Source organism: Rhizobium leguminosarum, from assembly GCF_019798305.1.
Taxonomy (GTDB): domain Bacteria; phylum Pseudomonadota; class Alphaproteobacteria; order Rhizobiales; family Rhizobiaceae; genus Rhizobium; species Rhizobium leguminosarum_U.
The window spans coordinates 177903-202406 of record NZ_JAAXDD010000003.1; the positions used below are offsets into that span (position 1 = coordinate 177903).

Sequence of the window (24504 nt, forward strand, 5' to 3'; positions counted from 1 at the left end):
CACCCACCATCGCCGCCCCTATAGAATATTACGATAACAGTTCCTTGAACATCCCGTTTTTCTCGGAAAGTTCCGGATAGTTTCCGGCTTCCGCCAATCCCCCGCGATCGAAGAGCAGAATCCGGTCGAACATTTCTGCCAGCCGGGCATTGGAGAGCACCCAGATGATCGCGGGCCGATGGCCCTCCTCGTGCAGGCCTTCGATGATATTGCGGGTGATCTGATCCTGAACGCGTTGGTCGAGCGCCGACAGCGGCCGGTTGAAGATGAAATAGTCCGAGCGCTTCAACAGGGCGCGGGCCAGGTTCAGCTTCTGCCGCTGCACCATGGTCAATCGCTTGCCGCCGGAGCCGACATCGAATTCGAGGCCGATCGACAGCACGTCGTCATAAAGGTCGAGCGCATCGAAGAGCTCGCCCATGATGCCTCGGATGCGGTCGGAGGCGTCGGCCTGCTGATAGGCGATACGGCCGAAGAGCACGTTGTCCATCAGGCTTGCCGACGGGGTGAAACGCTCGGCGTCGTAGCGCTCGATCAGCTCGGCGAGATCGGCCGGAATATGCTCGTGGAACTGTTTGCGGGCACTGACGATCTTGTCCATGAGCTCGTTCGTCAACAAGCCGAAGCGGTGGCGCGGCTCGATATAGGCAAAACTCAGCCGGATGATGGCCGAACGTTCCTCGGGCGTGGCGTCCTCGAAACGGCGGCTTTGCAGCTTCTGCAGCAGCGCCTGATAGGTCGGGATGTCATCCGCCGTCATGAAGGTCAGCTGCTGGAAGAAAGGATGATCCGGCGGCAGGTCGTGGAAGAGTTCCACGGCGTTCTCGGCGATCTCGAGGCCCATGTCGTAGAGATCGGTGCTGAGGCCGGTCTCACGGAAGAGCTGCTGGAAATAGGGATGCGCGGCAAGCCTGCGATTGGTCATCAAAGGCCGCTTCATCGTGCCGAAGAGCAGGTTCTCGCCAACCGTCGCCTGGGCGTTGTAGGCCTCGAAATCGAAAGGCACGACGATCGTGTCGAGCCCCTCGTCGCGCAGCCGGTCGCGCAGCGAGGCGCGCAGCGCGACGACGTGGTCGCCGAGCGCCACATGCACGTTGGTGTTGACGGTCGAGCGCAGCGCCAGATCGAGGATGTCCTGCGAGATCAGGACGGCGTCGAGCACCGGGCGAATCGCTTTCAGAATGTCCTCGGGCCCGCTGGCGCCGGCGGCCTTGTAGTCCACCCAGTCGCTGTTGAGGTCGAGCGTCGGATTGCCGGCCTTCTCCGCCTCGGCAGAATGCCATTTATACTCCAGCGCTTCCCGCTCGTCGTAAACCGGATCGGTCATCGGCGCATGTTTCAGGCCGTAGAGCAGATTGCTGGCAAGCGTGCCGTGGAAGAAGAAGGTGTCGGACGAGGCATAGGAGATCCGCCGGCCGGTGATCGATTCCGGCATCTCCAGGAGATCGCGGCCGTCGATGGTGATGCGGCCGGAGTCCGGCCAGACCATGCGGCCGAGCGCTTCGGCGAAGGCTTCCGCGCCGCTGCCGTTCGGCCCGACGATCGCAACCGTCTCGTTCGGCTTGATCTCGACGGAGACGTGGTCGACGAGGCGGGCGCCGCTGTCGTCGGAGAGCGACAGGTTGGTGACGACGAAGGCGCCCGTCAGCGCGCCGACCGGGGCGGTTGCCAGTTCCTGGATGCGGCTGTCGATCAGCGGCTCGACATTGAACTGCTCGTAGACCTGCTGGTACTTCACCTGCACGTCCTGGCGCATCTGGTCCCAGTCGATCAGTTCCTTCAGCGGACCGGGCAGGTCCTTGTAGGCTGATATGACGGCGACGAGCTGGCCGATGTCGAGCCTGCCCTGCAGCGCCAGGTAGCCACCGATCGCGTAAAACAGGAAAGGCGTGACCTGGGCCAGGAAATTGTTGATGAACTTCACCAGGAACTTCCACTGGTAAAGGTCGTAGCGGATCGAGAAGATCCGGCCGAGCCGCGAGGCGATGTCGGCGCGTTCGAGGTTCGATGTGTCGTTGCCGTGGATCGTACCGATGCCGTCGACGATTTCGCCGACGCGGCCGGAGAGTTCGCGTGCCGTCAGCTGCCGCTGCCGACCGAGATCCAGCAGGCGCTTGCGCATGCGGGGAATGACGAGCGCCTGCACGCCGACGATGCCGGCCGCGATCATGCCAAGCCAGAAATTCTGCACGATGATGAAGGCGAGCGCCGTAATCGCCTGGCCGCCGAGAAGGGCAGGGGAGACGAAGGCATCACCGGTGAAGCCGCCCATCGGCTCTACCTCGTCCTTTATCATGGTGGCGATTTCGGCCGATTTTACCCGCTTGAAATGGATGGGCGGAAACCGCAGCACCCGGTCGATGAGCTCGAAGCGGATACGGCGCAGCATGCGTTCGCCGAGCCGGCCCTTATAGGTGTTGATATAGAACTTGAAGAGGCCGTTCAGCACCACGAGTGCCAGAAACACCAGGCTGAGGGCCATCAACATCTGGAATCGGTTGAGCTGCAACCCTTGAAAGAATTCGACATGTCCGATCAGCGGAATGTCGTAGGCAATATGCATGAAGGTCTGCCTTGCGCCCGGACCTTCGAACCCGTCTCCCTGGATCGGTCCGTTGACGATCTGCTTCGGCAGGTCGAAGGACAGGAAATAGGGCACCATAGAGGCGGCGACGACAGCCAGAATCCACAGCTGCTGCAGCCGCGTGTTCTTCCAGATGTAGCGGGCGAGGCTTTTTTCCATGGCTAACCGTCAGCTTGCTGGGAAATTCCGGGGGCGCGATCCGGGCGCCGGGACGGGGAGGAATTCTGAGAAGAGGATCATGCAGCCGGACCGCCGATATCGCAATGAAAACAAGGCGAAGCGACCGGCTGCAAAAGTGCCGATTCTCGCCGGAACATTGCTTATACCACAGGAATTTTGGATTAGGCGAGGGATTCGGCAATCATGGAGCGAATGATGAGGGCGGTTTTCTCCGCCCCGTCAAGGTCGAGCAAGACCGATCCCCTTGGCTGTGCGGCGAGCGCCTTTTCGACGGCCTCTTTCACATGGCCCGACGTCAGTCCGTTTTCCGGCAGAATATCGGCGAGGCCGAGCGCCTGCAGCCGTTCGGCGCGCACCGTCTGCTCGGTCTCGCCGCCGGCGACGAAGGGGATGAGGATCGCCCGGCACTCGGTGCGCAGGAGATCGCCGACCGTGTTGTAGCCTGCTTGCGAGATCGAGACCTTGGCGCCACGCAGCAGCGAGGGAAAATCCTTGCGGAAACGCACCAGCGTCACATTCGGGGCCGCGTCCTCAGACAGCGCGGCGAAATCTGCCTCCGGCAGGTTCGGACCGGCGACCAGCAGCCAGCGAAGATCGTCCGGCAGCAGCGCTGCCGCCTCTTTCGCCGCGCCGATCAGCTCGGCGCCGACCGCGCCGCCGCCCGCCGATGCGATGATGTCGAATGTCTCCGTCGGTTCCGGCGCCGGTGGGGGTGCGACGAGGCCGGTATAAAGCAGCCTATCGGCGATCTCGGATGTCAGCGGAAAGGTGTCCTCAAGCCTGACGAAACCGGGATCGCCGTGGACGAGCACAGCATCGAAATGGTCCTTGACCAGCGTGACGGTCTCCGCGTCGCGGCCGGCCTTGCGGTTTTCCTGCAGGATGTCGCGCACCGAGCTCAAGAGTTTCGGCCGGGGTTCGGCCCTTTCGATCGCCTCGAGCAGGGGCAGGAGTTCGAAGCGCATCTGTCGCCGGCCGAAGGGGAAGGCTTCGGTGATGACGACATCGGGCCTTGCGGCATGAAAGGCATCGAGCAGCAGCTGGCAGCGGTCATGGAGGAAATCCTCGCCCGCTGGCCGGCCATCGGCATCGGCGAGGCCGGAGAAACCGGCATTGCTGGCGACGACTGCCGGCAAGGCCACGGTCTTCACGCCTTCGCCCGGAAAGCCCGGCACCGGCAGGCCGCCGGTCACGACAGTCACGTCAAAACCGTCCTTGACCAGCGCATTGGCGATGCGGCTGGCGCGGGCTATGTGGCCGATGCCGAGCAGGTGCTGGACATAGAAGAAAATACGCGGTGCCGTCATGACGCCTTCTGCCATTCGGCCTCGAACAGGCCTGTGAGCTGTCGGATGCTGGAGTGATAGTCGAAATGTTCGCGCACCTGGCTTTCGGCGGCGTCGCCGAGGCGCTTGCGCAGTGCCGGGTCACGGATCGCCGCCTCCAGCGCGCTGGCCAGCCGCGCCGGGTCATCGGGCGGCACGACGAGACCGTTTTCACCGTTTCTCAGGAGCTCCGGCACGCCGGATACTTCGGTCGAGAGGCAGACGAGCCGCTGGCTCGAAGCTTCGACCAGGACGTTCGGCAGGCCGTCGCGGTCGCCGTTGGCGGCGATGCGGCAGGCAAGGGCGAAGAGGTCGGCGCGGCGGTAGTGATCGAGCACGTCTTCCTGCGCCATGGCGCCCTTCCAGACGATGCGGCCGGAGATACCGAGCTCGCTGGCCAGCGCTTTGAGCTTCGCAAGCTCCTCGCCGCCGCCGATATGGTCCATGCGCCAGTGAAGGTCGGCAGGCAGCAGCGCAAGCGCGCGCAGCAGCACGTCGTAGCCCTTCTTCTCGACGGCGCGGCCGACGCTGAGGATGAAGGCCGGATCGTCGGGGTCGCTGCCGGTCCTGTTCGAACGCTCGCCGGCAAAATGGCCGAAACGGGCGAGATCAAGACCGTGGTAGCTCAAGTGCACGGCCTCCTTGCGTGATGTCAGCGTGCGCATGTGGTCATAGCCCGTCCTGGTGCAGGTGACGGTCCAGCGGGCGCTGCCGAGTTTCTCGTTCAGCTCCCAGTCGGGCGACGTCCATATGTCCTTGGCGTGCGCCGAACAGGTCCAGGGCGTGTCCGTGAGGATGCTCGCATATTCCGTCACCGAGGCCGGCGTGTGGATGAAATGGGCATGCAGCCATTCGCCCTCGTCCGGCCATTCACGCCCCAGCACCAGCGCCTGGCCGAGACGGCGGAAGCGATTGCGGGAGAGGTCGCGCTTGAGGTCGGCGAAGAAGCGTTTCATCAGCGCCTTGAAGCCGGGTTTGGAGAAACCGGCGATGAGGCCCTTCAGTACGCGGATCGCCTCGTCGTGCAGATATTCCGGCAGATAGACGACACGCGCCCGGATCTCGTCATGCACGGGATGGCGCTTCTTGTCGGTCGGCCGGCGCATCGAAATCAGCGTGAGGTCGAAGCCGGCCCTTTCGAGGCCCAGCAGCTCCTGGGCGATGAAGGTTTCCGAAAGGCGGGGATAGCCTTTCAGCACGACGAGGATCTTGCGGCGTGGCGGCAAGGCTTTTCCTATTCCGCGCCGACGAGGGAAAGGTGGCTGCCGCGGCTGTCGATCCACCGGCCGACGGTCTGTGAGATATGGTCCAGCCCTTCAAGACGCATATTTCCGCCGCTCTTTGACGGCGGCTGGCGGAAGGGCAGACGCTTCAGCGCTTCCGCCATGATTGTGGGGTCGACCGACTGTTCCGGCAGCAGCATGTCGACGAGCCCGAGCTCGCTTGCCCGCTTCGCGCGCAGCAGCTGTTCCTCGCGTGGCTTGACACGCGGCACGATGAGGGCCGGTTTGTCGAACGAGAGGATCTCGCAATAGGTGTTGTAGCCGCCCATGGCAACGACGCCGGTGGCGCTGTCGATCAGCTCTTCCATGTGATTGTCGAACTCGATCACCTCGATATAGGGAATGGCTTCCCCCTTCTGCACCAACTTGGCGCGCTCGGCGGCCGGCATATAGGGCCCGAGCACCACGAGTGCCTTCTGCGTCAAGGTCGGGTCCGCCTCGTAGGCGTTCATGACGTCGTGGACGAGATCGGAGCCGTCGCCGCCGCCGCCTGTCGTGACGAGGATGTAATTGTCCTTGCGGGCGTTGATCGAGGTCTTGCCCCTGGAGACGCTGCGCTGCAGGAAGCCGACGAAATCCATCTTCCGGCGCAGGCTGGCCGGCACGTCGAGGCCGATCAGCGGATCGTAGAAATCCGGCGGGCCGTAGACCCAGACGCTATCGTAATATTGGTCGATCTTCTGCATGATGCTGTTCTTCTTCCACTCGGCCTCGAGCAGATGCGGCGCGTCCATGATCTCGCGAAGCCCCAGCACCAGGACGGTGCCGCGGGCCTTGAGATAGGCGAGCGTATCCTCGACTTCGCCCTTCAGTCCCATCGGTTCCTTGTCGACGATGAAGATATCGGGCTGGAAGGTCTCGGCGGTGTGGCGAATGCTCGATTCGCGCATCTTCAGCGTCTCGTGCAGGTCGATATGGCTGGCGAGCGACGTATATTCGCCGTTGCGCAGCTTGATGACGCTCGGGATCTTCACGAAGTCGACGCGGGCGCGGTAGTCGAAGGCGCCGGCGATCGTGGCACCCGAAATGATCAGAATATTCAGGCCGCGATAATCCTCGACCAGCGCATGGGCGATGGCGCGACAGCGGCGCAGATGGCCGAGACCGAAGGTGTCGTGGCTGTACATGAGGATGCGCGCATCTTCGAGACGTCTGGACATGGGCATCCCTTCTGGGGTGAGCAACATACTTAGTACCCCCACCGTCCGGAGGGCAAGAGGTGGGGGCGGTGCCGAGATGGGCCGCCGCGTTTCCTGCTATTTGTAGGGATCTGCCGCATCACGCAAGCCGTCTCCCAGAAAGTTGAACGCCAAAATGACAAGAACAACAGGAATGATCGGATAGAGCAGCCACGGATAGAAGGCGATGACGCTGACGCTTTTTGCCTCGGTCAGCAGAATGCCCCAGCTGGTGATCGGCGGACGAAGGCCGAGGCCGAGAAAGGAGAGCGCGGTCTCTCCAAGGATCATGCCGGGGATTGAAATCGTCGCCGAAGCAATGAGATGCGACATGAAGCCCGGCACCAGATGCCGGCCGATGATGCGCGGCGTGCTGGCGCCCATCAGCTGTGCGGCCTGGACATAATCCTCCTCGCGCAGCGCCAGGAGCTTGGAGCGCACGGCACGCGCCAGCCCCGTCCAGTCGATGATGCCGAGGATGACGGTGATGCCGAAATAGATGACGATCGGGCTCCACGTCACCGGCATGATGGCGGCCAGCGCCATCCACAGCGGCAGGCTCGGCAGCGATTGCAGCACTTCGATCAGGCGCTGGACGATGAGATCGAAAAAACCGCCGCGATAACCGGCAAGGCCGCCGATGACGATGCCGAGCACGAAGCTGATCGAAATGCCGATCAGACCGATGGTCAGTGATATCCGCGCGCCGTAGAGGATGCGCGACAGCACGTCACGGCCGAGCCGGTCGGTGCCGAGCAGGAACATCTGGCCGCCGATCGCCGGGCAGACGAGGTGATAGTTCGAGGCGACAGCGCCCCAGAATTTATAGGCATCGCCGCGGCAGAAGAAACGGATCGGCTGCACGTCGTTCGTCTTGTCGGAATAGACGCGGTGCAGCGTGTCGATATCGAGCGTCATGCTGCGGCCGTAGACGAAGGGACCGACGAAGCTGCCCTTGTCGAAAAAGTGGATGGTTTGCGGCGGCGCGTGGATGAAATCGACATTGCGCGTGTGCAGGCCGTAAGGCGCCAGGAACTCGACGATCAGGATCATCAGGTAGACGGCGGCGAGAAAGATGCCGGAGATCAAGGCCAGCTTGTGCTGCTTGAACTTCCACCACATCAGCTGCTTCTGCGAGGCGAGATGGATGCGCGATTGCGCCGAAGTCATGCTTTCGGTCGCCAAGGGATCGAAAGGCGCGGTCGAGACGTAGTGCGGCAGCGGCGCGCCGGGTGCGGGAAGGGGCGACATTATTTGGTGCTCCTGCCTTGCAGACGGATGCGGGGATCGAGGAAGCCGAGCGCGATGTCCGAGATCAGCACCCCGATGACGTTGAGGAAGGCGAGGAACATCAGGAAGGAGCCGGCAAGATACATGTCCTGGCTCTGCAGCGCCTTGATGAGCATCGGCCCCGTCGTCTCCAGCGACAGCACGATCGCGACGATCTCGGCGCCCGAGATGATCGACGGCAGGATCGAGCCGATATCGGCGACGAAGAAGTTGAGCGCCATGCGCAACGGGTATTTGAGCAGCGCCTTCAGCGGCGGCAGGCCCTTGGCGCGGGCGGTGACGACATACTGCTTCTGCATCTCGTCGAGCAGGTTGGCGCGCAACCGTCGGATCATGCCGGCCGTGCCGGCCGTGCCGACGATGATGACGGGGATCCAGAGATGGGCGAGGATCGACTGCGCCTTCGCCCAGCTCATCGGCGCCGAGAAATATTGCTGGTCCATCAGATGGCCGATCGAGATGCCGAACCAGATATTGGCGAAATACATCAGGATCAGCGCCAGCATGAAGTTTGGAATGGCGATGCCCATCAGGCCGAGGAAGGTCAGCCCGTAATCACCCCAGCTGTACTGGTGCGTGGCCGAATAGATGCCGATTGGAAAGGCGATCAGCCAGGTAAGCAGGATCGTCGTGAAGGAGACGAGGATGGTCAGCCACAGGCGGTCGCCGACCACGTCGGAGACCGGCAGCTGGTATTCGAAGGAATAGCCGAAATCGCCATGCAGCATGCCGCCGACCCAGTAGAAATAGCGCACGATCTCCGGCTTGTCGAAGCCGTATTGCTGGCGCATCTCCTCGATTTCCTGGAGGTTGGCAGTCTCGCCGGAGGCGCGCAGCTCGGCGATCTGGCTCTCGAAGAAGTCGCCCGGCGGCAGCTCGATGATGGTGAAGACCAGCGCCGAAATGACGAAGAGCGTCGGCACCATGGCGGCGATGCGCCAGAGAATGTATCTGAGCACGCCTCAGACCTCCTTGTACCAGAATGTATCCGGCATATAGACGCCGAGATAGGAGGTGGGATCGAAGCCGTAGAGCGCTTTCTCCGGCAGGTTCTGCAGCTTGGCAGCGCGAAGGATCGGCTGCAGCGTGCTGTTGATGAGGCCGATCGAGAACACCTGCTGCGTATAGAGCGACAGCATCTTGTGCCAGATCACCTGGCGCTCCTCGAATTTCGCCGTCGAGCCCCATTGGCCAAGCAGGTCGATCAGTTCGGCGGCCGCCGGCAGGTCGGGTGCGACGCCCTCCTGGCCGGCGGAGAGGTAATGCATGCCCCAGAGCGGCCATTGCAGCTGATCGTCGAGTGTCGGCGCGAGACCCGAGGGCGACATGTCGGCCGTCGGCACGCCATTGTCGAGGCCGTACCAGATCGACATCATGATCGAACCGCTCATGGCGCGGTTGCGGAAGACGTCGCGCTGCGAGGTGCGGGTATAGAGCGCAAGGCCGATATTCGCCCAATGGTCGTGCACCAGCTCCAGCACGTCGGTATCGAGATTGCTCTCGCCGGCGGTCTCGACGGTGATCTCGGCGCGCCGTCCGTCGGGCAGCAGCCGGATGCCGTCGTCGTCGCGTTTGGTCAAGCCGAGCTCGTCAAGCAGGCGGTTGGCCTCGTCGGGATCGAACTTGACGAAGGCGTCGGCATATTCCTGCTTGAAGAGCGGACTGTCGGGCAGGACCGTATCGGCGCTTGGCGTGCCAAGGCCGTAGAAGGCCACCATGTTGACCTCGTGCCGGTCGATCGCCAGCGACAGCGCCCGGCGCAGGCGCACGTCGCGGAAGAGGCCGCGCCACACCTCGTCGGCGCAGTTGAGGTTCGGCAGCAGCGTGATGCGCGAGCCGCGCGCGAGCTTCCAGAGATTGACCTTCACCGGGAAGCGCTGCTCGGACTCCTTCAGAAAGGTGTAGTCGTTGAAATCGATGCCGGTCACCTGCAGGTCGGCTTCGCCTGCACCCGCCTTGGCGGCGATGATCGACGAGGAGGAGACGTTGAGGATGAAACGGTCGAGATAGGGAAGCTGCCTGCCGGTCTCGTCGATGCGGTGGAAGAACGGGTTGCGCTCGAAGACGAACTGCTCGGACGGCAGCGGCGTCGTATTGCGCCAGGGATCGAGCGTCGGCAGGTTCGGATTTTCCGGACGATAGGAACGCGCCATCTTGATGTGCAGATCCTGCCATTTCTTGACGCGGTAGGTCTTCATCAGCTCGTCCATCTTCGCCTGGTCCGGCTGGAATTTCTTGTGGAACTGCTTGAGATAATGACCAGGGCCGAAGATGACGAGCGGCTGTGGGCCTGCCAATGACGGCAGGAACATCGGGTTGGGTTTTTCCCAGGTGTAGCGCACGGTCAGCGCATCGAGCATCTCGAAGCGCGGCAGGCTGCCGTGCGGACGAAGCTCCAGCGCGCCGCCGCCGGGTGTCAGCTTGTCGTTCAGGATGACGTCTTCCCACCAGTAGCGGAAATCGTCGGCCGTGAACGGCTGGCCGTCGGACCATTTATGGCCCTCGCGCAGCGTGAAGGTGAAGACCGTGTCCTCCTCGGACTGGAAGGCGGCCAGGATATCCGGCTGGAACTGCAGGTGCTTGTTGTAGCCGACCAGGCGCGCATAGCCGTAGATCGTCATGAAGCGGATATCGCGCTGGCCGCCGATGATGGTGCGCACCGTGCCGCCATAGACACCGGGTTCCAGCCCCATTTCCTTCAGGTTGACGATGCGCGGGCGGGCGGGAATGCGCTCGGCCATCGGCGGCAGGCTGCCTGATGTCAGCCGCTCCTTCAGGAATTCCGGTTCGGCGGCTTGTTGCGCCCTCACCACTGCGGGCGCGATCGCCGCACCGACGAGGCCGCCAAGGAATATGCGACGCGTCACCATCAGCGCAACTCCTTGGCATCGGCGCCCTTGCGGGCGCGCACCAGATGGCCGTCGCCGAGGTCGGCATAGGCGAGTTCGGAAGCGTCGTCATGCTCGGCGGTGAAGGTCACGCCCCAGTTCTGCTTGTCGGCGGCGCCGTTTTCCCTGAGCGCTTTGAAATCGAGCGGCCGGTCGAGATCGGGGAAGGGGACGGCGGCGAGCAGCGATTTCGTATAGGGGTGCACCGGATCGCGCAGGATGATCTCGCGCGGCGCGATCTCGACGATGCGGCCCTTGCACATCACCGCGATGCGGTCGGCCATGTAATCGACGACGGCGAGATTGTGCGAAATGAAGAGATAGGTAAGCCCCAGCTCCTTCTGCAGGTCCTTCAACAGGTTGAGGATCTGCGCCTGCACGGAGACGTCGAGGGCCGAAACCGGCTCGTCGAGGATGACGAGCTTCGGGCCGAGCGCGAGAGCCCGTGCGATACCGATGCGCTGGCGCTGGCCGCCCGAAAAACTGTGCGGGTAGCGGCTGAGATAGCGTTTGTCGAGGCCGATTGCCGCCATCAACCCCTCGACCTTGCGCTTGCGCTCGTCACTGTCGCCGCGGTCATGGATCTCGAGCGGTTCACTCAGGATGTTGCGCACCGTCATGCGCGGCGAGAGCGAGGAGACCGGATCCTGGAACACCATCTGGATCTTAGTCCGCATGTCCTGCAGTTCGGAGCCTTTGACGGAGAGGACATCGACGACCTCCTTGCCGTCGTTGAACACCACCGCGCCGCTGTCCGGCGTGATGGCGCGCATCAGGATCTTGCTGAGCGTCGTCTTGCCGCAGCCGGATTCCCCGACAAGGCCAAGACATTCGCCGCGGCGTATGTCGAAGCTGACGTCGTCGACGGCGCGCAGGACGGTGGCTTCGTGCTTACCGAAGAAACTGCGCTTGCGCGTCTTGTAGGTCTTCGAGAGATTGGCGACGGAAAGCAGGATGCCCGGCGTCTCTGCTTGGAGCGGCTTCTTCTTGCCGACGAGGGACTCGAGATTGACCGTTACCTCGCGCAGCGCTTTCAGCCGCTCGCCGGGTTTCATGTCGAAATGCGGTACGGCGGCCATCAGGCCTTTGAGATAAGGATGTTGCGGATTACGGAAGATAGCCTCGACGGGTCCCGCTTCCATGATCTCGCCGTGATAGATGACGACCACCTCGTCGGCCATGTTGGCGACGATGCCGAGATCGTGGGTGATGAGCAGCACCGCCATGCCGAGCTTGGCCTGCAGCTCGCGGAGCAGTTCCAGTATCTGCGCCTGGATCGTCACGTCGAGCGCCGTCGTCGGCTCGTCGGCGATCAACAGAGCCGGCTTGCAGATCAGCGCCATGGCGATCATCGCCCGCTGGCGCATGCCGCCGGACAGTTCGAACGGATACATGTCGTAAGTGCGATGGGGGTTGGAAAAGCCGACCAGGCCGAGCATCTCCTCGGTCCTTTCACGGGCTTCCTGCTTGTCGACCTCGGTATGGATCAGCAGCACTTCGCTGATCTGATTGCCGATCGTATGCAGCGGCGAGAGCGAGGTCATCGGCTCCTGAAAGATCGTCGCCATGCGCCGGCCGCGCAGGTCGCGCATTTCCTCGCTGTCGCGCGGAAAGGACAGGATATCGGTCGTGCTGCCGTCGAGCGGATCGGTGAAGAGGATACGGCCGGAGGCCTTGGCCGGATTGGGCAGGATGCCCATGACCGACTGGCTGATCACCGATTTTCCGGAGCCGGATTCACCGACCAGAGCGGTGACTTTGCCGGGAAGGATGCGAAGATTGGCTTCTTTTACGACGCGTAACCGGTCACCGAAAACCGAGAAGGAGACGTCGAGATTTTCAATACGCAACAGATCGGCTGCAGACGCCATACCAATGAAATTCCCCAGTCTTCTATGTTCCCGTTAAGGCACACTATCGTACCGCAAACGGGGTGTCTAGCTGATGACAATCATAGAAAAACCGCCGCCCCCCGCCGAAGTTCCCCCGGGCGAGATGCGCAGATTACGGCAGGGGTTCTAAGCTCTTACTGGATGAATTTCTCCATGCTGGTGCGCTTCACCTGTTTCTTGGCGTCGCGATGCAGGAGAATGACCTGCTCGGCTTCTGAAAGTCCGTTCTGCACGGCCTCGCGGAAGCTTTCGTCGACATTGATTGCGGGCGCCGGCGCGCGCGGCTGCAGCACCGTCACCTTCTGGCGGACGCCGCGCAGCTTCTCCTCGCCGAGCGTCGTCCATTCGCCGCCGCAGTAACCGGCGAAGGCCTGGCTGGCGACGACCTCGCGGCCGTATTTCTTGGTTAGGATCTGCAGACGTTGGACCTCGTTGACCGCCGAGCCGAAGGCGGAGAAGGTCAGGCGGTCCTTGAGGCCGACATTGCCGAACATGACGTTGCCGACATGAAGGCCGATGCCGTAGCCGACCCTGGTCAGGCCCTTCTGCTCGCGGTCCCTGTTGAGTTCGGCGACCCGCGCCTGCGCCTGATGCACCGCCGAAAGCGCCGCCTCGCAGGCAATTTTCGATGGGTCCTTGTGGCGCCCGCAAGGATAGACGGCGAGAAAGCCATCGCCGAGGAAACTCAGGATCTCGCCGCCATTGCGGTTGAAGGGGGCAGCGATCGCGTCGAAGAACTGGTTCAGCGTGTCGATATAGGCCTGCCGGCCCTCCTTTTCGGCATATATGGTGGATTCGCGCATATCGCCCATGACGAGGGCTGCGCGGATCGTCTCACCGTCGCCGCGGCGGATCTGGCCGTTCAGCACCCGCTTGCCGGCATCGCCGCCGAGATAGGTGGTCAGCATGTTGTTGGCGAGCTTGCCGAGCACCGCCATCTTGGCGGCCACTGCCAGATGGTTCTGCATCCTCAGCAGCGCATCGATCATGTCGTCGGAAAAACCGCTATGGTAGTCGGTCGACCAGGAGCCCATCATGCCCTGCACCGAACCGTCGCCAAAGGGCTGCACGAAGGCGAGGTAGTCGGTGATGCTGTCCTTGCGCAGGTCCTCGAAGATCGGGAATTCGGCCGGGCCTTCTTGGGTCAGTCGGCGGCGGATGTGCTGCAGGTTGTTGTCGAGCAGGTAATAATAGGGGCTCTGCAGGAAGCGGTCCGGCTTCTGCCCGGCCGGCATGCGAAAACCTTCGATGGTGACGCCGCTGGCGCGCCGCCAGGTAAAACTCAGCGCATCGTAGAGCGGATGCAGCATCGAAAAGGTCAGGTGCACGCGCGCGATCGGCAGGCCGGCGGCCGCAAGCCTTTCGCAGAAGCCGCGGACGATGTTTTCAAGCTCGTCTCCGGCCAGCGAAGAGTTCGTCAGCCATTCAGCGACCCGGTCCAACAGGATGGAGGAGACGCTGGTTTCGATCGTGCTCATTCTCGGTATGATCCTCATAAGGCACGCCATCCCCAAGAGCCAAAAATTCCCTTGGCCGCCGCATTTTCATGCGCAGGTCATAGGGAAATCAGGATGTACGAGCGGTAATATAGTGTCAACGGATCTGCCGAAAGCCGGCAGTGGCGCCCCTTAGCTCCCCATATCGGGGATCGGACGGGTTGTCCTTTCGCAGTGGTTCATTGTCAAAAGTCAAAATAGGGATGCTGCAAATGCGAAACAATGGGAGCTCTAATTTTTTGTGCGCTGAAGTTGCAGCAAACGGCGAGGCCTGGGTCATTTCCGCCACACCCGGCTAAGGGATTGGGTATCAATGCCACGCGACATCCCGGCCCAGAAGATCGGCGAGAGGGTTAGGTTGAGGGGCAGCCATCGGCGAGAACCGGACGGCCGGGCCGCCGGAAAGACGAGGAAGATCCGCGCCCGGGTTTAATTTGCCTGGATCATGCATTAGATCAGCCTTCTCTTCCCCGTTTGAAAGATCCCGCCTTGGCCACCTCCACCTTCGATACGCTTTTGCAGAAGATCGAAACCCGCGCGGCCCGCGCCGGCATCATCGGGCTTGGCTATGTCGGCCTGCCGCTGGCGATGGCGGTGGCGCGCAGCGGCTTTGCGGTCACGGGCTTCGACATCGATCCGGGCAAGATGGTGGCTCTCGATGCTCGCCGCTCCTATATCGACGCGGTGAGCGACGAAGTGCTTTCCGCCGAGATCGATGCGGGCCGCTTCAAGTCGACGACCGATTTCGCCGGCCTTGCCGAGTGCGACGTCATCATCATCTGCGTGCCGACGCCGCTCACCAAGCATCGCGATCCCGACCTTTCCTTCGTCGAGGCGACGTCACGCTCGATCGCCGCGCATTTGCGCCCCGGTCAGCTCGTCGTGCTGGAATCGACCACCTATCCCGGCACGACCGACGACGTGGTAAAGGTCATTCTCGAAGGCACCGGGCTGAAATCCGGCTCGGACTTCTTCGTCGGCTTCTCGCCGGAGCGCGAGGATCCCGGCAACCAGCATTATCATACCGCCACCATCCCGAAGGTCGTCGCCGGCGACGGGCCTGAGGCGCTGGCACTGATGAAGGCCTTCTATGGTGCGGCGGTATCATCCGTCGTTCCGGTTTCTTCGAATGCGACGGCCGAGGCGGTGAAGCTCACCGAAAACATCTTCCGCTCGGTCAACATCGCCCTCGTCAACGAGCTGAAGACCGTCTATGCGGCGATGGGTATCGACGTCTGGGAAGTCATCGACGCTGCTAAGACCAAGCCCTTCGGCTACATGCCGTTTTATCCCGGCCCCGGTCTTGGCGGCCATTGCATCCCGATCGATCCCTTCTACCTCACCTGGAAATCGCGCGAATACGAGCTGCCGACCCGCTTCATCGAGCTCGCCGGCGAGATCAATTCGGCGATGCCGCGTTTGGTCGTCGGCAAGCTTGCCGAAGCGCTCGACATCCGCGCCGGCAAGGCGCTGAGCCGCAGCCGGGTGCTGGTGCTCGGGCTTGCCTACAAGAAGAACGTCGCCGATATAAGAGAGAGCCCGTCGCTGCGGCTGATCGAGATAATCGAGGAGCGTGGCGGACGGGCGGATTATCACGATCCCTTCGTCGCCGAGATCCCGCCGACGCGCGAATACCAGGCGCTGAAGGGCCGCAAATCGGTGACGCTGACGCCGGATACCATTGCCGGCTACGATGCAGTGCTGGTGGCGACCGACCACGACAAGGTCGATTATGCGGCGCTCGCAAAAAACGCCTCGCTGATCATCGACACGCGCAACGTCTTCAACCGGCTCGGGCTTGCGGCCGATCACGTCATCAAGGCGTGACGGAAACAGCCGAAAGCGACTTGCCGGTGATCTGGCTCGCGGCCACCGCATAACCGCCGGCGGCGCCATCGATGAAATGGATGTGATCGCGCGCGATCGGCGTCGGCACGAAGCAGGTCATCAGCGCTGAGGATTGCCGATGCAGGCCGTAGCGGGCCACACCCTTGGCCTGCGCCTGCTGCAGCAGGGTCTCGATGCGCTTCAGGTGTTCGGCGTCGACGTCGATTGTCATCTTCAGCCCGTCGTCGAACTTGCGGAAATCGGAATTGTCGGCGACGTCGCGCTTGTAGCGGCGGGCATCGAAGCGGCCGAGCGGAATGCCGAGCCTGTAGCACGCGACCGTGATGCCGAGCTGCAGGAAGATGAAGAGCTTCTGCCACAACCGCCGGCGCGGTGGCGCGGTGGCCTTGGCCTCGCGATTGATGCCATGCAGCGAGAAGGCAAGGTTCGGACCATCGGCCGGTACCGGATGGCTGTCTCGGTTCTGCTCGGTGGTGATGGCGACGATGCCGCTGACGAGCTCTTGAAATTCCCGGCCTGGCCGGCCTTCGCCGGGCACGGCGATAATCGAGACGATCTCGCCGTTTCTAGCATCGATCGGGCTCCAGCGGCAGGAGAGACCGGTGAGATCCGGGCGGGTTCCAGCGGGCGCGCGGGCGATGCCGTACCGGCCGAGCTTCATCTGTCTTTCCGCCCAACTGGTGCCGCCGCCCCAGAACATCGCATAGGTCACGTAGGGGCTTGCGGAGTAACGCGCGACACGGACGTCGAGGCCCTCGGCACGGGTGTCGGCGACCGGCACGATGGCGATGCGCAGCATCAGGTTCAGATCTTCCTCGACCCAGATCTGAGCGGCGGCAAGGGCGTCGCGCGCCGCCGCCTCCAGCGAACCCGGAAGTGCGATCAGCGCGCCGTCGCCGCCGAAGACGAAGGGATAATCGCCCTTGCCGACGGAATTCAACACCGCTGAAATGACGCTTGCGCCCGCCATGTTGACGTCCTTGTAACGGCCGGCGCCGATCGCCTGCGTCGAACCGACGATGTCGGCGAGCGCCAGCACCCATCCGTCCGGCAGCGGCCGGTAGTTGGAGGCGTCGGTCACGCCCTCGAATTCGCTGAAGAGCGGCACTTCGGCAAAGAAATCTTCGTCGGTCACGGTTTTCATGTCATCGAGCTTAGCACAGACCCATGTTGCCACCGCAACGCCAATTCCCATTTACGGCAATCGACTTGCCAAGGTTTCATGTGTTACAGCATTTTCCTGCTTTTTCGGACGCACGGAAATGCTCTATCTTTTTGTTTTTACGCAATTCCGGACGCAAAACCGCTCTCGCACTTTTTTGCTGGAATTGCTCCAGGACCGCTAACGATTTCATGACGGATACGGATTAGATGAGCCGCCTCGACAGCTTCATTCGCCGGTTGACGGCCCAACGCGACATTCTGAACTCGATCATCGATCTGGTGGGGGAAATTGAAGGGCCGGTGCTGGAGTTCGGCCTCGGCAACGGCCGCACCTATGATCATCTGCGCGAGAATTTTCCCGGCCGGCGCATTGTCGCCTTCGACTGGGAATTGCGCTCCTATTCGGCCTCGACACCGGAGCCAGAAGACATGGTGACCGGCAATATCCGCGAGTCCGGCCAGGCCTTCGTCGGCATCGGCGCAGCCCTTGCCCATGCCGATATCGGCACCGGCCACGACGAGATCGATGCGGTGACGCTGACCTGGCTGCCGCAGCTGATGGCCGGCGTGCTCGCCCATAACGGCATCGCCGTCAGCGGGCTGCCGCTGGAGCACCCCGAGCTGGCGGCGCTGCCGCTGCCTGATGGCATCAAGGAAGGCCGTTATTTCCTCTACCGGCGGACGTAAAGGATAGCATTGGCCCTACTGCATAATTCCTGAAACCGGAATCGATTTAAGGATAAAATTATGCAGCAATTCAAAGTGCTACAGCGCCGCGGCTCTCGAAAAGACGCGCGACGCTGTAGTGTTTCGGTTCACGCCACCAGACCCTTGGTCAGCTCCAGCGCCTGCCGTTCGAACAGCCGGCGATAGATACCGTTATTAAGCCGGATCAGTGCCTGATGGTCGCCTTCTTCAACGATATTTCCCTTGTCGAAAACCAGCAGCCGGTCCAGCGCGCGCACCGTGGACAGCCGGTGGGCGATCACCAGCGTCGTGCGGCCGTTCATCAGGCGTTCCATGGCCTGCTGGATCTGCACTTCGCTCTCGCTGTCGAGGCTCGATGTCGCTTCGTCCAGGATCAGCACCGGCGCATCCGCCAGGAAGGCACGGGCAATGGCGACACGCTGCCGCTCGCCGCCCGACAGCTTGACGCCGCGTTCCCCCACCATCGTCTCATAGCCCTTGGGAAGGTCCATGATGAAGTCGTGGGCGCTCGCCTGTTTCGCCGCCTGCTCGATCTCGCGCCGCGAGGCGTTCGGCCTGCTGTAGGCGATGTTTTCCGCCAGCGTGCGGTGGAACAGGATGGGCTCCTGCTGCACGATGGCGATCTGGCCGCGCAGGCTTGATTGCTTGACCCCTGCGATATCCTGCCCGTCGATGCGGATCGCGCCCGAGTTCACGTCATAGAGGCGCTGGATGAGCTTGACGAAGGTCGTCTTGCCCGAGCCCGAATGCCCCACCAGGCCCACGCGTTCGCCCGGCTTGATGGTGACCGAAAAACCCTCGTAAAGCGGAGTGGGATGAGCGCCGTACTGGAAGGTGATGCGATCGAAGACGATCTCGCCCTCGCTGATCTTGATCGGCCTGGCGTTGGGCTTGTCCTCGATATCAAGCGGCATCTTGTCGAGCAGCACCAGTTCTTCCAGGTCGTTGACGGCACGCTGCAGGTTGCGGATGTCCTGGCCGACATTGCGCAGATAGCCTTGCAGAACGAAGAACATGGCCAGCACGAAGGTGATGTCGCCAGGCGTAGCCAGCCCCTGCTGCCACATGATCAGGCCCGTTCCCAAGATACCTGCCTGCATGGAAACCATCAGGAAGCCCTGGATCGTACCGCTCAATGTGCCGCGCTTCCACGTCCGTCGCGTGCGGCTGTCCCATCTGGCCATCACCTGGCGCAGGCGTACCTCCTCGCGGTTCTCGGCTCCGAAGGCCTTGACCACCGAATTGCAGCTGATGGCATCCGCCGTTGCGCCACCAAGCTTGGTGTCCCAGGCATTGGCAAGCCGCGCTGCCGGCGACACGAAGCCCATGGATAGTGCCACGGTCACCCCGATATAGATGAGCGACCCCGCAGCCACGATCAGGCCCATGATCGGCCAGTAGCTGCCGAGCACGATACTGGCGCCGACCAGCATGACGATGGACGGCAAAAGGGCGACCAACAGCAGGTCGTTGAGCGAATCGAGCGCCCACATGCCGCGGGTGATCTTGCGCACTGTCGAACCGGCAAAGCTGTTGGCGTGCCAGTCGGTCGAAAACCGCTGCACCTTGTGGAAACCGTTGTTCGTCACATCCGCCATGATGCGCAGCGTCAACCGGATGATGCCGTTGAAGATGAACCAGCGCAGTGCCACGCTGGTCAGGCCCAGTGCCACGACGATAACGAAGGCGCGCAGCGCCCGGTCAGCCGCATTGCTACCGGCAATGGCATCGACGATCTGGCCGGAAAACACCGGCACCATCACTTCGGCCAGCGTGCTTGCTATCACCAACACGATGATAATGCCCACCAATGCCGGCCGATGGCGCCAATGATGGAAAACAAAGCCGAGCACATGGCGATAGGCATCGGCGCGGAAATCGAGCTTCTTGCGAGTCATTTTAATCGCTCGGCGCCATGTTCGGCAACCGGTCCTCAAAATAGAGAGTTAGATGGCACAGCCCAAACGGGAGACGAAATGATCCCGTTAGATCAATCGGGCTATGAATTAAGGGAAAACGCATGTCGGGCGCGCTTGAGGCGGGCCGCGAATGGAAATGTCCTAGTGTCGGGACATTCCGCAGGGGAAGGTTTCGATGATTGCTAGCATACAACGCCTCCCTTGTGTTCGAACTAAAGCGGTGAGCGTTTTGTACCGAAGCAATTCGCCATTGCCAAGCGGATATTTGCAACCTTACAGAAAGTGATGCTGAAACGACACACCTTGTGCGCTTGCGAATAGACGGTTCGACCGGCCTGCTCGCCCACACGGCAGCGCCTTTAGTGGTCTGCCGCGGGACCATCCTGCGCTTCTGCCTTCTGCTCCTCGATGACATCAAGGACGGCCGTTATTTTCTCTACCGTAGGACGTAATGCCCACTCAGGAGGCGCAGGAATAGGATGTGGCCGACAGCGCGGTCAGTTTTGTCTCGAAGTCGGCCGCGATTTTGTCCAGCGTTACGCTGTCCAATCGTCGCAGCAGCAGGGCCTGGGCCTCCTTCATCGCGTCGCCGAGGGCGATATTCACCGCCTGTTCCACGAGGCATTGCGGCTGATCGTCGGCTGGGCCGATGGCGAAGAGATGCGGCTCGCCGATGGCGCGGTAGACGTCGAGCAGGGTGATCTCGGACAGCGGACGCACCAGTGTCCAGCCGCCGCCATGGCCTTTTTCGGAGCGGACGTAGCCCTGTTCGCGAAGGCCGGCCATGGTGCGGCGGACGACGACGGGATTGGTGTTCAGCATCTTTGCAATCATGTCGGAGGTCGCCGATTGCTGGTGCTTATCCATGTGGATCAGCACGTGCAGCATGCGTGAAAGGCGGCTGTCATTGCGCATCGGTCTCTTCCTTTCGATCGGCGGGTCATTATCGCAACAGGATCGTAACAAGACAAGTAACATGATGCTTGACGGTACCGCTTCATGTAACTTATGTTGAGTCATGAGTTCGATATCCAGGGAGAGTTCCATGTCGTTCGAAGCCATCGTCATCGGCGGAAATTTTGCCGGCCTTTCGGCCGCCATGCAGCTAGCCAGGGCGCGGCGGCGGGTGCTGCTCGTTGACGCCGGCGCGCCGCGCAATCGGTTTTCTGAAGCCTCGCATGGGTTCCTGGGCCAGGACGGCCAGACGCCGGCGGCGATCATGCGGGAGGGAAAACGGCAACTCTCGCTCTATCCGACCGTCACCATCCGCCAGGGGAAAGTCGTCCGGGCGCAGAGCGATGGTGATGCGTTCATTGTCGGCACCGAAGACGGCAGCGAAGAACGAGCCGCGCGCATCCTGCTTGCAACCGGCGTCAGCGACACGCTGCCGGAAATCCCGGGCCTCAAGCAGCGATGGGGCCGCTCCGCGCTGCACTGCCCCTATTGCCACGGTTTTGAGGTCGGCGGCGGCACGCTCGGCGTTCTCGCAAACCATCCGCATTCGGCCCATGCGGCCATGATGATCCCGGACTGGGGCGCAACGACCTTTTTCACCCAGGCGCTGTTCGAGCCCGATGAAGAGCAATTGGTGAAGCTGACGGCCCGTGGCGTCCGCATCGAACGCAGCCCTATCGTCGAATTGTTGGGCGACGATCCGAAGCTTGAGGCCGTTCGCCTCGCTGATGGCCGCGTCGTGCCGCTCGATGCCGTCTTCGTCGCGCCGAAAACTTCGATGGCAAGCCCGGTTGCCGAGCAGCTCGGCTGCGACTTCGACGACGGCCCGTTCGGGCCAGTCATCCGGACTGGTGAGAATAAGGAAACCACTATCAAGGGTGTCTTTGCCGCCGGCGATGCGGCAAGCGCCATGCATAATGCCACGCTCGCTTCCGCCTCAGGCGTGCTCGCCGGCGTGCATTGCCATCAATCGCTTGTCATGCAGTCGGTCGCATAAGGCGAAACAGCAAGATAAACGGGGTTGAATTCTTCCCCCAGCAGGTCGGGACCTTTCACGTCCACCTCGTCACCGAGGTGAAAATCTCAAGACGTTAATCATTGCTTTTAAAATAATGAGCCGATGCAACCGACTTATTGCAATTTCTACGTTTGAATTGTAGCTGTTTTCATCTGAATGACTATCAAGCAAGACGATGGTGAGACCGTAGATCACCGCGCTTGCTGCAAGCTGAAATGGGGGCATTTCAATGGGGTTTACCGAAGCTGTTCGGACTGTTCTGAAGCAGAAATATGCTACCTTTTCCGGCAGGGCTTCCCGGTCGGAATATTGGTGGTTCATGCTATTCTATGTGCTGGCGGTGTTCGCCATTTCATTTGTAGCCGGTCTGACCGGGGCCTTTTCCGGTCTCCCAGGTGGAATTTCCGCCCTGGCTACCGTTTTCCTGGTTATCGGCGGATTGTTCATAGTCGCGCTTATTTTGCCGCTGATATCCCTGCAGGTTCGCCGCTTCCATGATCGCAACATGTCCGGATGGTGGTATCTCGCGTTGGTTATCTTGGGCATGGTTCCCTATGTCGGTCTCATTGCAAGCCTCGCGATCTTGGTTATTAACTTGCTTCCAGGCACAGAAGGCCCAAACAAGTTCGGGCCGGATCCGCTGCGTCCGGAAATAAGAGCAGAGATCTTTGCCTAAGAGCATGACCATCCGCAATCTCGGCCTGCTGGCGGCTCTGTTGCTCGCCGCCTCGGCTCAGTTTCCGCCCGCACAAGCGCAAGACAGCGACAGTCAGCAGGTTGGGCGCGGCGATCATCAAAAGAGCGCCGTCGGAGCCGAATATGCCGCGCAGTGCCAGCAGAACGGATTGCGCTGCACGCTCGTCTATGGCGACGCCTCTGCAAAGGTCGAACCGGCATCGAATACGACAAAATCGTCACCACAACGCAGGCCGTTGATGATCCCGCGGGAGCCGGTCGTCAGCGGGTCTCTGGCGGTTGCCATCGTGCTTGTCGGTCTCATCGTGGCCGTCGGCTTGTGGATACGCTTCGGAAATGGCGGTGTCTTGCTGTCGTCTGCCCCACGCGACATGAAGCGGCAGGGGGAGGCGCCGGAAAGTTGGCGCACGTCAGCAGCCGAGGCCGAGGAAAAGCCGAGCGACTTTCTGCAGCGCATTGCCGCCATGGCGGATCGCAGGCAGGCGCTTGTCCTCCTGCTCAGACATTGCCTGCTTCATGCAGCAGATATGACGGGAACACGGCTTTTCCGCTCGGATACGGAACGGGCCGTTTTCGCCCGTCTACCGAGCAGTATGCCCGAACGCGACAGGCTTGAAAATTTTCTGACGGCAGTGGAGCTCGTTCATTACGGCGGCCGCACGCTTGCGGAAAGCCATTTCGGCGTCCTTCTGACGACGGCGCGCGGCTTGCTGTCATCAGGCAGAGTGGCCAATGCGTAACTCGGGGCCTCTTCTGTTGCTGGGGTTGTTGCTTGCGCTGGCGGCTTTGGCAGTCTTCGCGCTTTCGCGCGGCAGCGATTTCGACCGCTCGCCGCTTGGCAACAAGGGCTTGGAAACGTGGCTGCAAGCCAAGGGTATCCCTGTCGTACGATCCGACCCTCATGTCGCTCGGGCGCGTTCGGAAATCTCGCTGCGCATCATTCCCCTGGCGATACGCCAAGCCGAGGCCGTCGCACCTCAGGCAAACGAGGAAGCCGATGATGCAGGCCCGGAAAGCCCGATCCGGGAGTCAAACCGATATGCGCTGCCGACGCTGATCGTTTTGCCGAAATGGCGCGGTAGCGTCTCAACGGATGGTGTTGCCGGCAAATCCGGACTGGTCGATCTCGCCGATATCGGCGGCGAACTCGACAAGATCGGTTATTCAGATTTCGGCTTTGCCCGTAGCAGCACCGATTTTGAAGAGGCGCAGCCACAGCTGAAACCGGGCCAGCCCATCAAGATCACCCTCTATCAGGCGCAGACCTTCGAACGATCTAGCCTCCCGAGCGGCTGCAAGGAGCTCGCGGGCACGCCGTCGGGTGCGCTGCTCCTGCGTTGCACGGACGACCCGAACATCTATCTGCTGTCGGATCCGGACCTGTTGAACAATCACGGACTGGCTCTGGCCGATAACGCCTCCTTTGCCGTGTCGCTCATCACGCTGCTGCGCGGCGCGGGCGAGAAGCGGCCAGTCTATCTGGATACGGCCGGCCTGCCTCTGGATAGCAAGAAACCGGCGGATGAGGGCCGCACCTACGAGCGCTCTGCCTCCGATTTCAAGCGGTTTGTCGCCTATCCACTGTCCGTCATCTGGGGAGTACTGCTCGTCGTTGCAGCGATTTGTTTCTGGCGCGGTGCCTATCGCTTCGGGCCTGCTTTGCCCGAGACATCCGGAAACATCGAGCTGTCGAAGACCGCCGCGATCGACGCGACGGCGCGTCTGCTGCGCCTTTCGGGCAATGATGGCCGGATGACCGGACAGTTCGTGCTCCATCTGCTTGCGGACAGGGCGCAACAGGTCTTCGGCCCCGGAGCCGGAAACGAGTCGGGCATAGAGCGGCTGTTTCAACGCCTGGCGCGCCGCGATCAGGCGGCGGCGAAGGCATTGCATTCGTCAGCGCAGGCGTTGATCGATCGTGGGCATCGGATGACACGGGCGGACCTGCACCGCAATCTCGAAATTTTTAGAAAATCGCTGGAACAGGATGATTTTAGGCCAGGTCGGCCTAAAATCTGAATCCTGTTCCAAATTAAAGAGTTAGAGCATGATGTCGTCCGAAAACCGCTTACACTTTTCGG

18 protein-coding genes are annotated in these 24504 nt (G+C 61.8%); 6 read left to right on the forward strand and 12 right to left on the reverse strand.

Translation table 11 applies throughout. From position 1 onward, the window contains the following. Nucleotides 1–28: 28 nt before the first annotated feature. The 9 genes from HFO99_RS06745 to HFO99_RS06785 all read right to left on the reverse strand — a co-directional run bounded on the left by HFO99_RS06745 (nucleotide 29) and on the right by HFO99_RS06785 (nucleotide 14098). Complete coding sequence (locus tag HFO99_RS06745) at nucleotides 29–2743, reverse strand: ABC transporter transmembrane domain-containing protein (protein WP_222300625.1); 2715 nt, start codon at nucleotides 2741–2743, stop codon at nucleotides 29–31. Between the two features lie 182 nt (nucleotides 2744–2925). Next, on the reverse strand, nucleotides 2926–4071 hold the full coding sequence (locus HFO99_RS06750; protein ID WP_261316480.1) for a glycosyltransferase family protein: 1146 nt from the start codon (nucleotides 4069–4071) through the stop codon (nucleotides 2926–2928). Beyond that, nucleotides 4068–5315, reverse strand: coding sequence for a glycosyltransferase family 4 protein (locus tag HFO99_RS06755; protein ID WP_222300621.1), 1248 nt, complete (start codon nucleotides 5313–5315; stop codon nucleotides 4068–4070). The genes HFO99_RS06750 and HFO99_RS06755 overlap by 4 nt, the downstream gene beginning before the upstream one ends. Nucleotides 5316–5323: 8 nt before the next feature. Continuing rightward, the gene (locus tag HFO99_RS06760; protein WP_222360106.1) at nucleotides 5324–6532 is read right to left on the reverse strand and encodes a glycosyltransferase family protein; all 1209 of its coding nucleotides are present in this window, start codon (nucleotides 6530–6532) and stop codon (nucleotides 5324–5326) included. Nucleotides 6533–6628: 96 nt separating this feature from the next. Beyond that, the gene (locus tag HFO99_RS06765) at nucleotides 6629–7801 is read right to left on the reverse strand and encodes an ABC transporter permease (protein ID WP_222360108.1); all 1173 of its coding nucleotides are present in this window, start codon (nucleotides 7799–7801) and stop codon (nucleotides 6629–6631) included. Then, the gene (locus HFO99_RS06770; protein ID WP_222300615.1) at nucleotides 7801–8799 is read right to left on the reverse strand and encodes an ABC transporter permease; all 999 of its coding nucleotides are present in this window, start codon (nucleotides 8797–8799) and stop codon (nucleotides 7801–7803) included. Before HFO99_RS06770 ends, HFO99_RS06765 begins: the two co-directional genes overlap by 1 nt. 3 nt (nucleotides 8800–8802) lie before the next feature. Then, nucleotides 8803–10710, reverse strand: a complete 1908-nt coding sequence (locus tag HFO99_RS06775; RefSeq protein WP_222360110.1) for an ABC transporter substrate-binding protein — start codon at nucleotides 10708–10710, stop codon at nucleotides 8803–8805. Next, nucleotides 10710–12599, reverse strand: coding sequence for an ABC transporter ATP-binding protein (locus tag HFO99_RS06780; RefSeq protein ID WP_064246781.1), 1890 nt, complete (start codon nucleotides 12597–12599; stop codon nucleotides 10710–10712). Before HFO99_RS06780 ends, HFO99_RS06775 begins: the two co-directional genes overlap by 1 nt. Nucleotides 12600–12754: 155 nt before the next feature. After that, the gene (locus tag HFO99_RS06785; protein WP_222250666.1) at nucleotides 12755–14098 is read right to left on the reverse strand and encodes an adenylate/guanylate cyclase domain-containing protein; all 1344 of its coding nucleotides are present in this window, start codon (nucleotides 14096–14098) and stop codon (nucleotides 12755–12757) included. Nucleotides 14099–14605: 507 nt separating this feature from the next. Here HFO99_RS06785 and HFO99_RS06790 point away from each other — a divergent pair. Further along, a complete protein-coding gene (locus HFO99_RS06790; protein ID WP_222360112.1) occupies nucleotides 14606–15943 on the forward strand; it encodes a nucleotide sugar dehydrogenase in 1338 nt (445 codons plus the stop codon). Here the strand turns inward: HFO99_RS06790 and HFO99_RS06795 are convergent. Then, nucleotides 15933–17159: a DUF3095 domain-containing protein gene (locus tag HFO99_RS06795; RefSeq protein ID WP_222360114.1), complete on the reverse strand. Its 1227-nt coding sequence runs from the start codon at nucleotides 17157–17159 to the stop codon at nucleotides 15933–15935. The two genes, HFO99_RS06790 and HFO99_RS06795, sit on opposite strands and share 11 nt — an antisense overlap. 176 nt (nucleotides 17160–17335) lie before the next feature. Here HFO99_RS06795 and HFO99_RS06800 point away from each other — a divergent pair, with 176 nt between their 5' ends. Next, nucleotides 17336–17815, forward strand: coding sequence for a class I SAM-dependent methyltransferase (locus tag HFO99_RS06800; protein WP_222360116.1), 480 nt, complete (start codon nucleotides 17336–17338; stop codon nucleotides 17813–17815). A 128-nt stretch (nucleotides 17816–17943) separates the two neighbouring features. Here HFO99_RS06800 and HFO99_RS06805 read toward each other — a convergent pair whose 3' ends face one another. Both HFO99_RS06805 and HFO99_RS06810 read right to left on the reverse strand, forming a co-directional pair. Then, complete coding sequence (locus HFO99_RS06805; RefSeq protein WP_222360118.1) at nucleotides 17944–19734, reverse strand: ABC transporter ATP-binding protein; 1791 nt, start codon at nucleotides 19732–19734, stop codon at nucleotides 17944–17946. 480 nt (nucleotides 19735–20214) lie between these two features. Beyond that, complete coding sequence (locus HFO99_RS06810) at nucleotides 20215–20670, reverse strand: Rrf2 family transcriptional regulator (protein WP_064246786.1); 456 nt, start codon at nucleotides 20668–20670, stop codon at nucleotides 20215–20217. 130 nt (nucleotides 20671–20800) lie between these two features. On the opposite strand from HFO99_RS06810, the gene HFO99_RS06815 reads away from it, so the two are divergent. The 4 genes from HFO99_RS06815 (at nucleotide 20801) to HFO99_RS06830 (ending at nucleotide 24442) form a co-directional block, all read left to right on the forward strand. After that, nucleotides 20801–21706, forward strand: coding sequence for an NAD(P)/FAD-dependent oxidoreductase (locus tag HFO99_RS06815; RefSeq protein ID WP_222360120.1), 906 nt, complete (start codon nucleotides 20801–20803; stop codon nucleotides 21704–21706). A 250-nt stretch (nucleotides 21707–21956) separates the two neighbouring features. Further along, entirely contained in the window at nucleotides 21957–22403 is a 447-nt protein-coding gene (locus HFO99_RS06820) for a DUF805 domain-containing protein (protein ID WP_222360121.1), read from the forward strand. 4 nt (nucleotides 22404–22407) lie between these two features. Further along, nucleotides 22408–23163 (forward strand): hypothetical protein, encoded by a 756-nt coding sequence (locus HFO99_RS06825; protein ID WP_222360415.1) that lies wholly within the window; start codon nucleotides 22408–22410, stop codon nucleotides 23161–23163. Continuing rightward, complete coding sequence (locus HFO99_RS06830; protein ID WP_222360123.1) at nucleotides 23156–24442, forward strand: hypothetical protein; 1287 nt, start codon at nucleotides 23156–23158, stop codon at nucleotides 24440–24442. The genes HFO99_RS06825 and HFO99_RS06830 overlap by 8 nt, the downstream gene beginning before the upstream one ends. Nucleotides 24443–24504 lie beyond the last annotated feature (62 nt).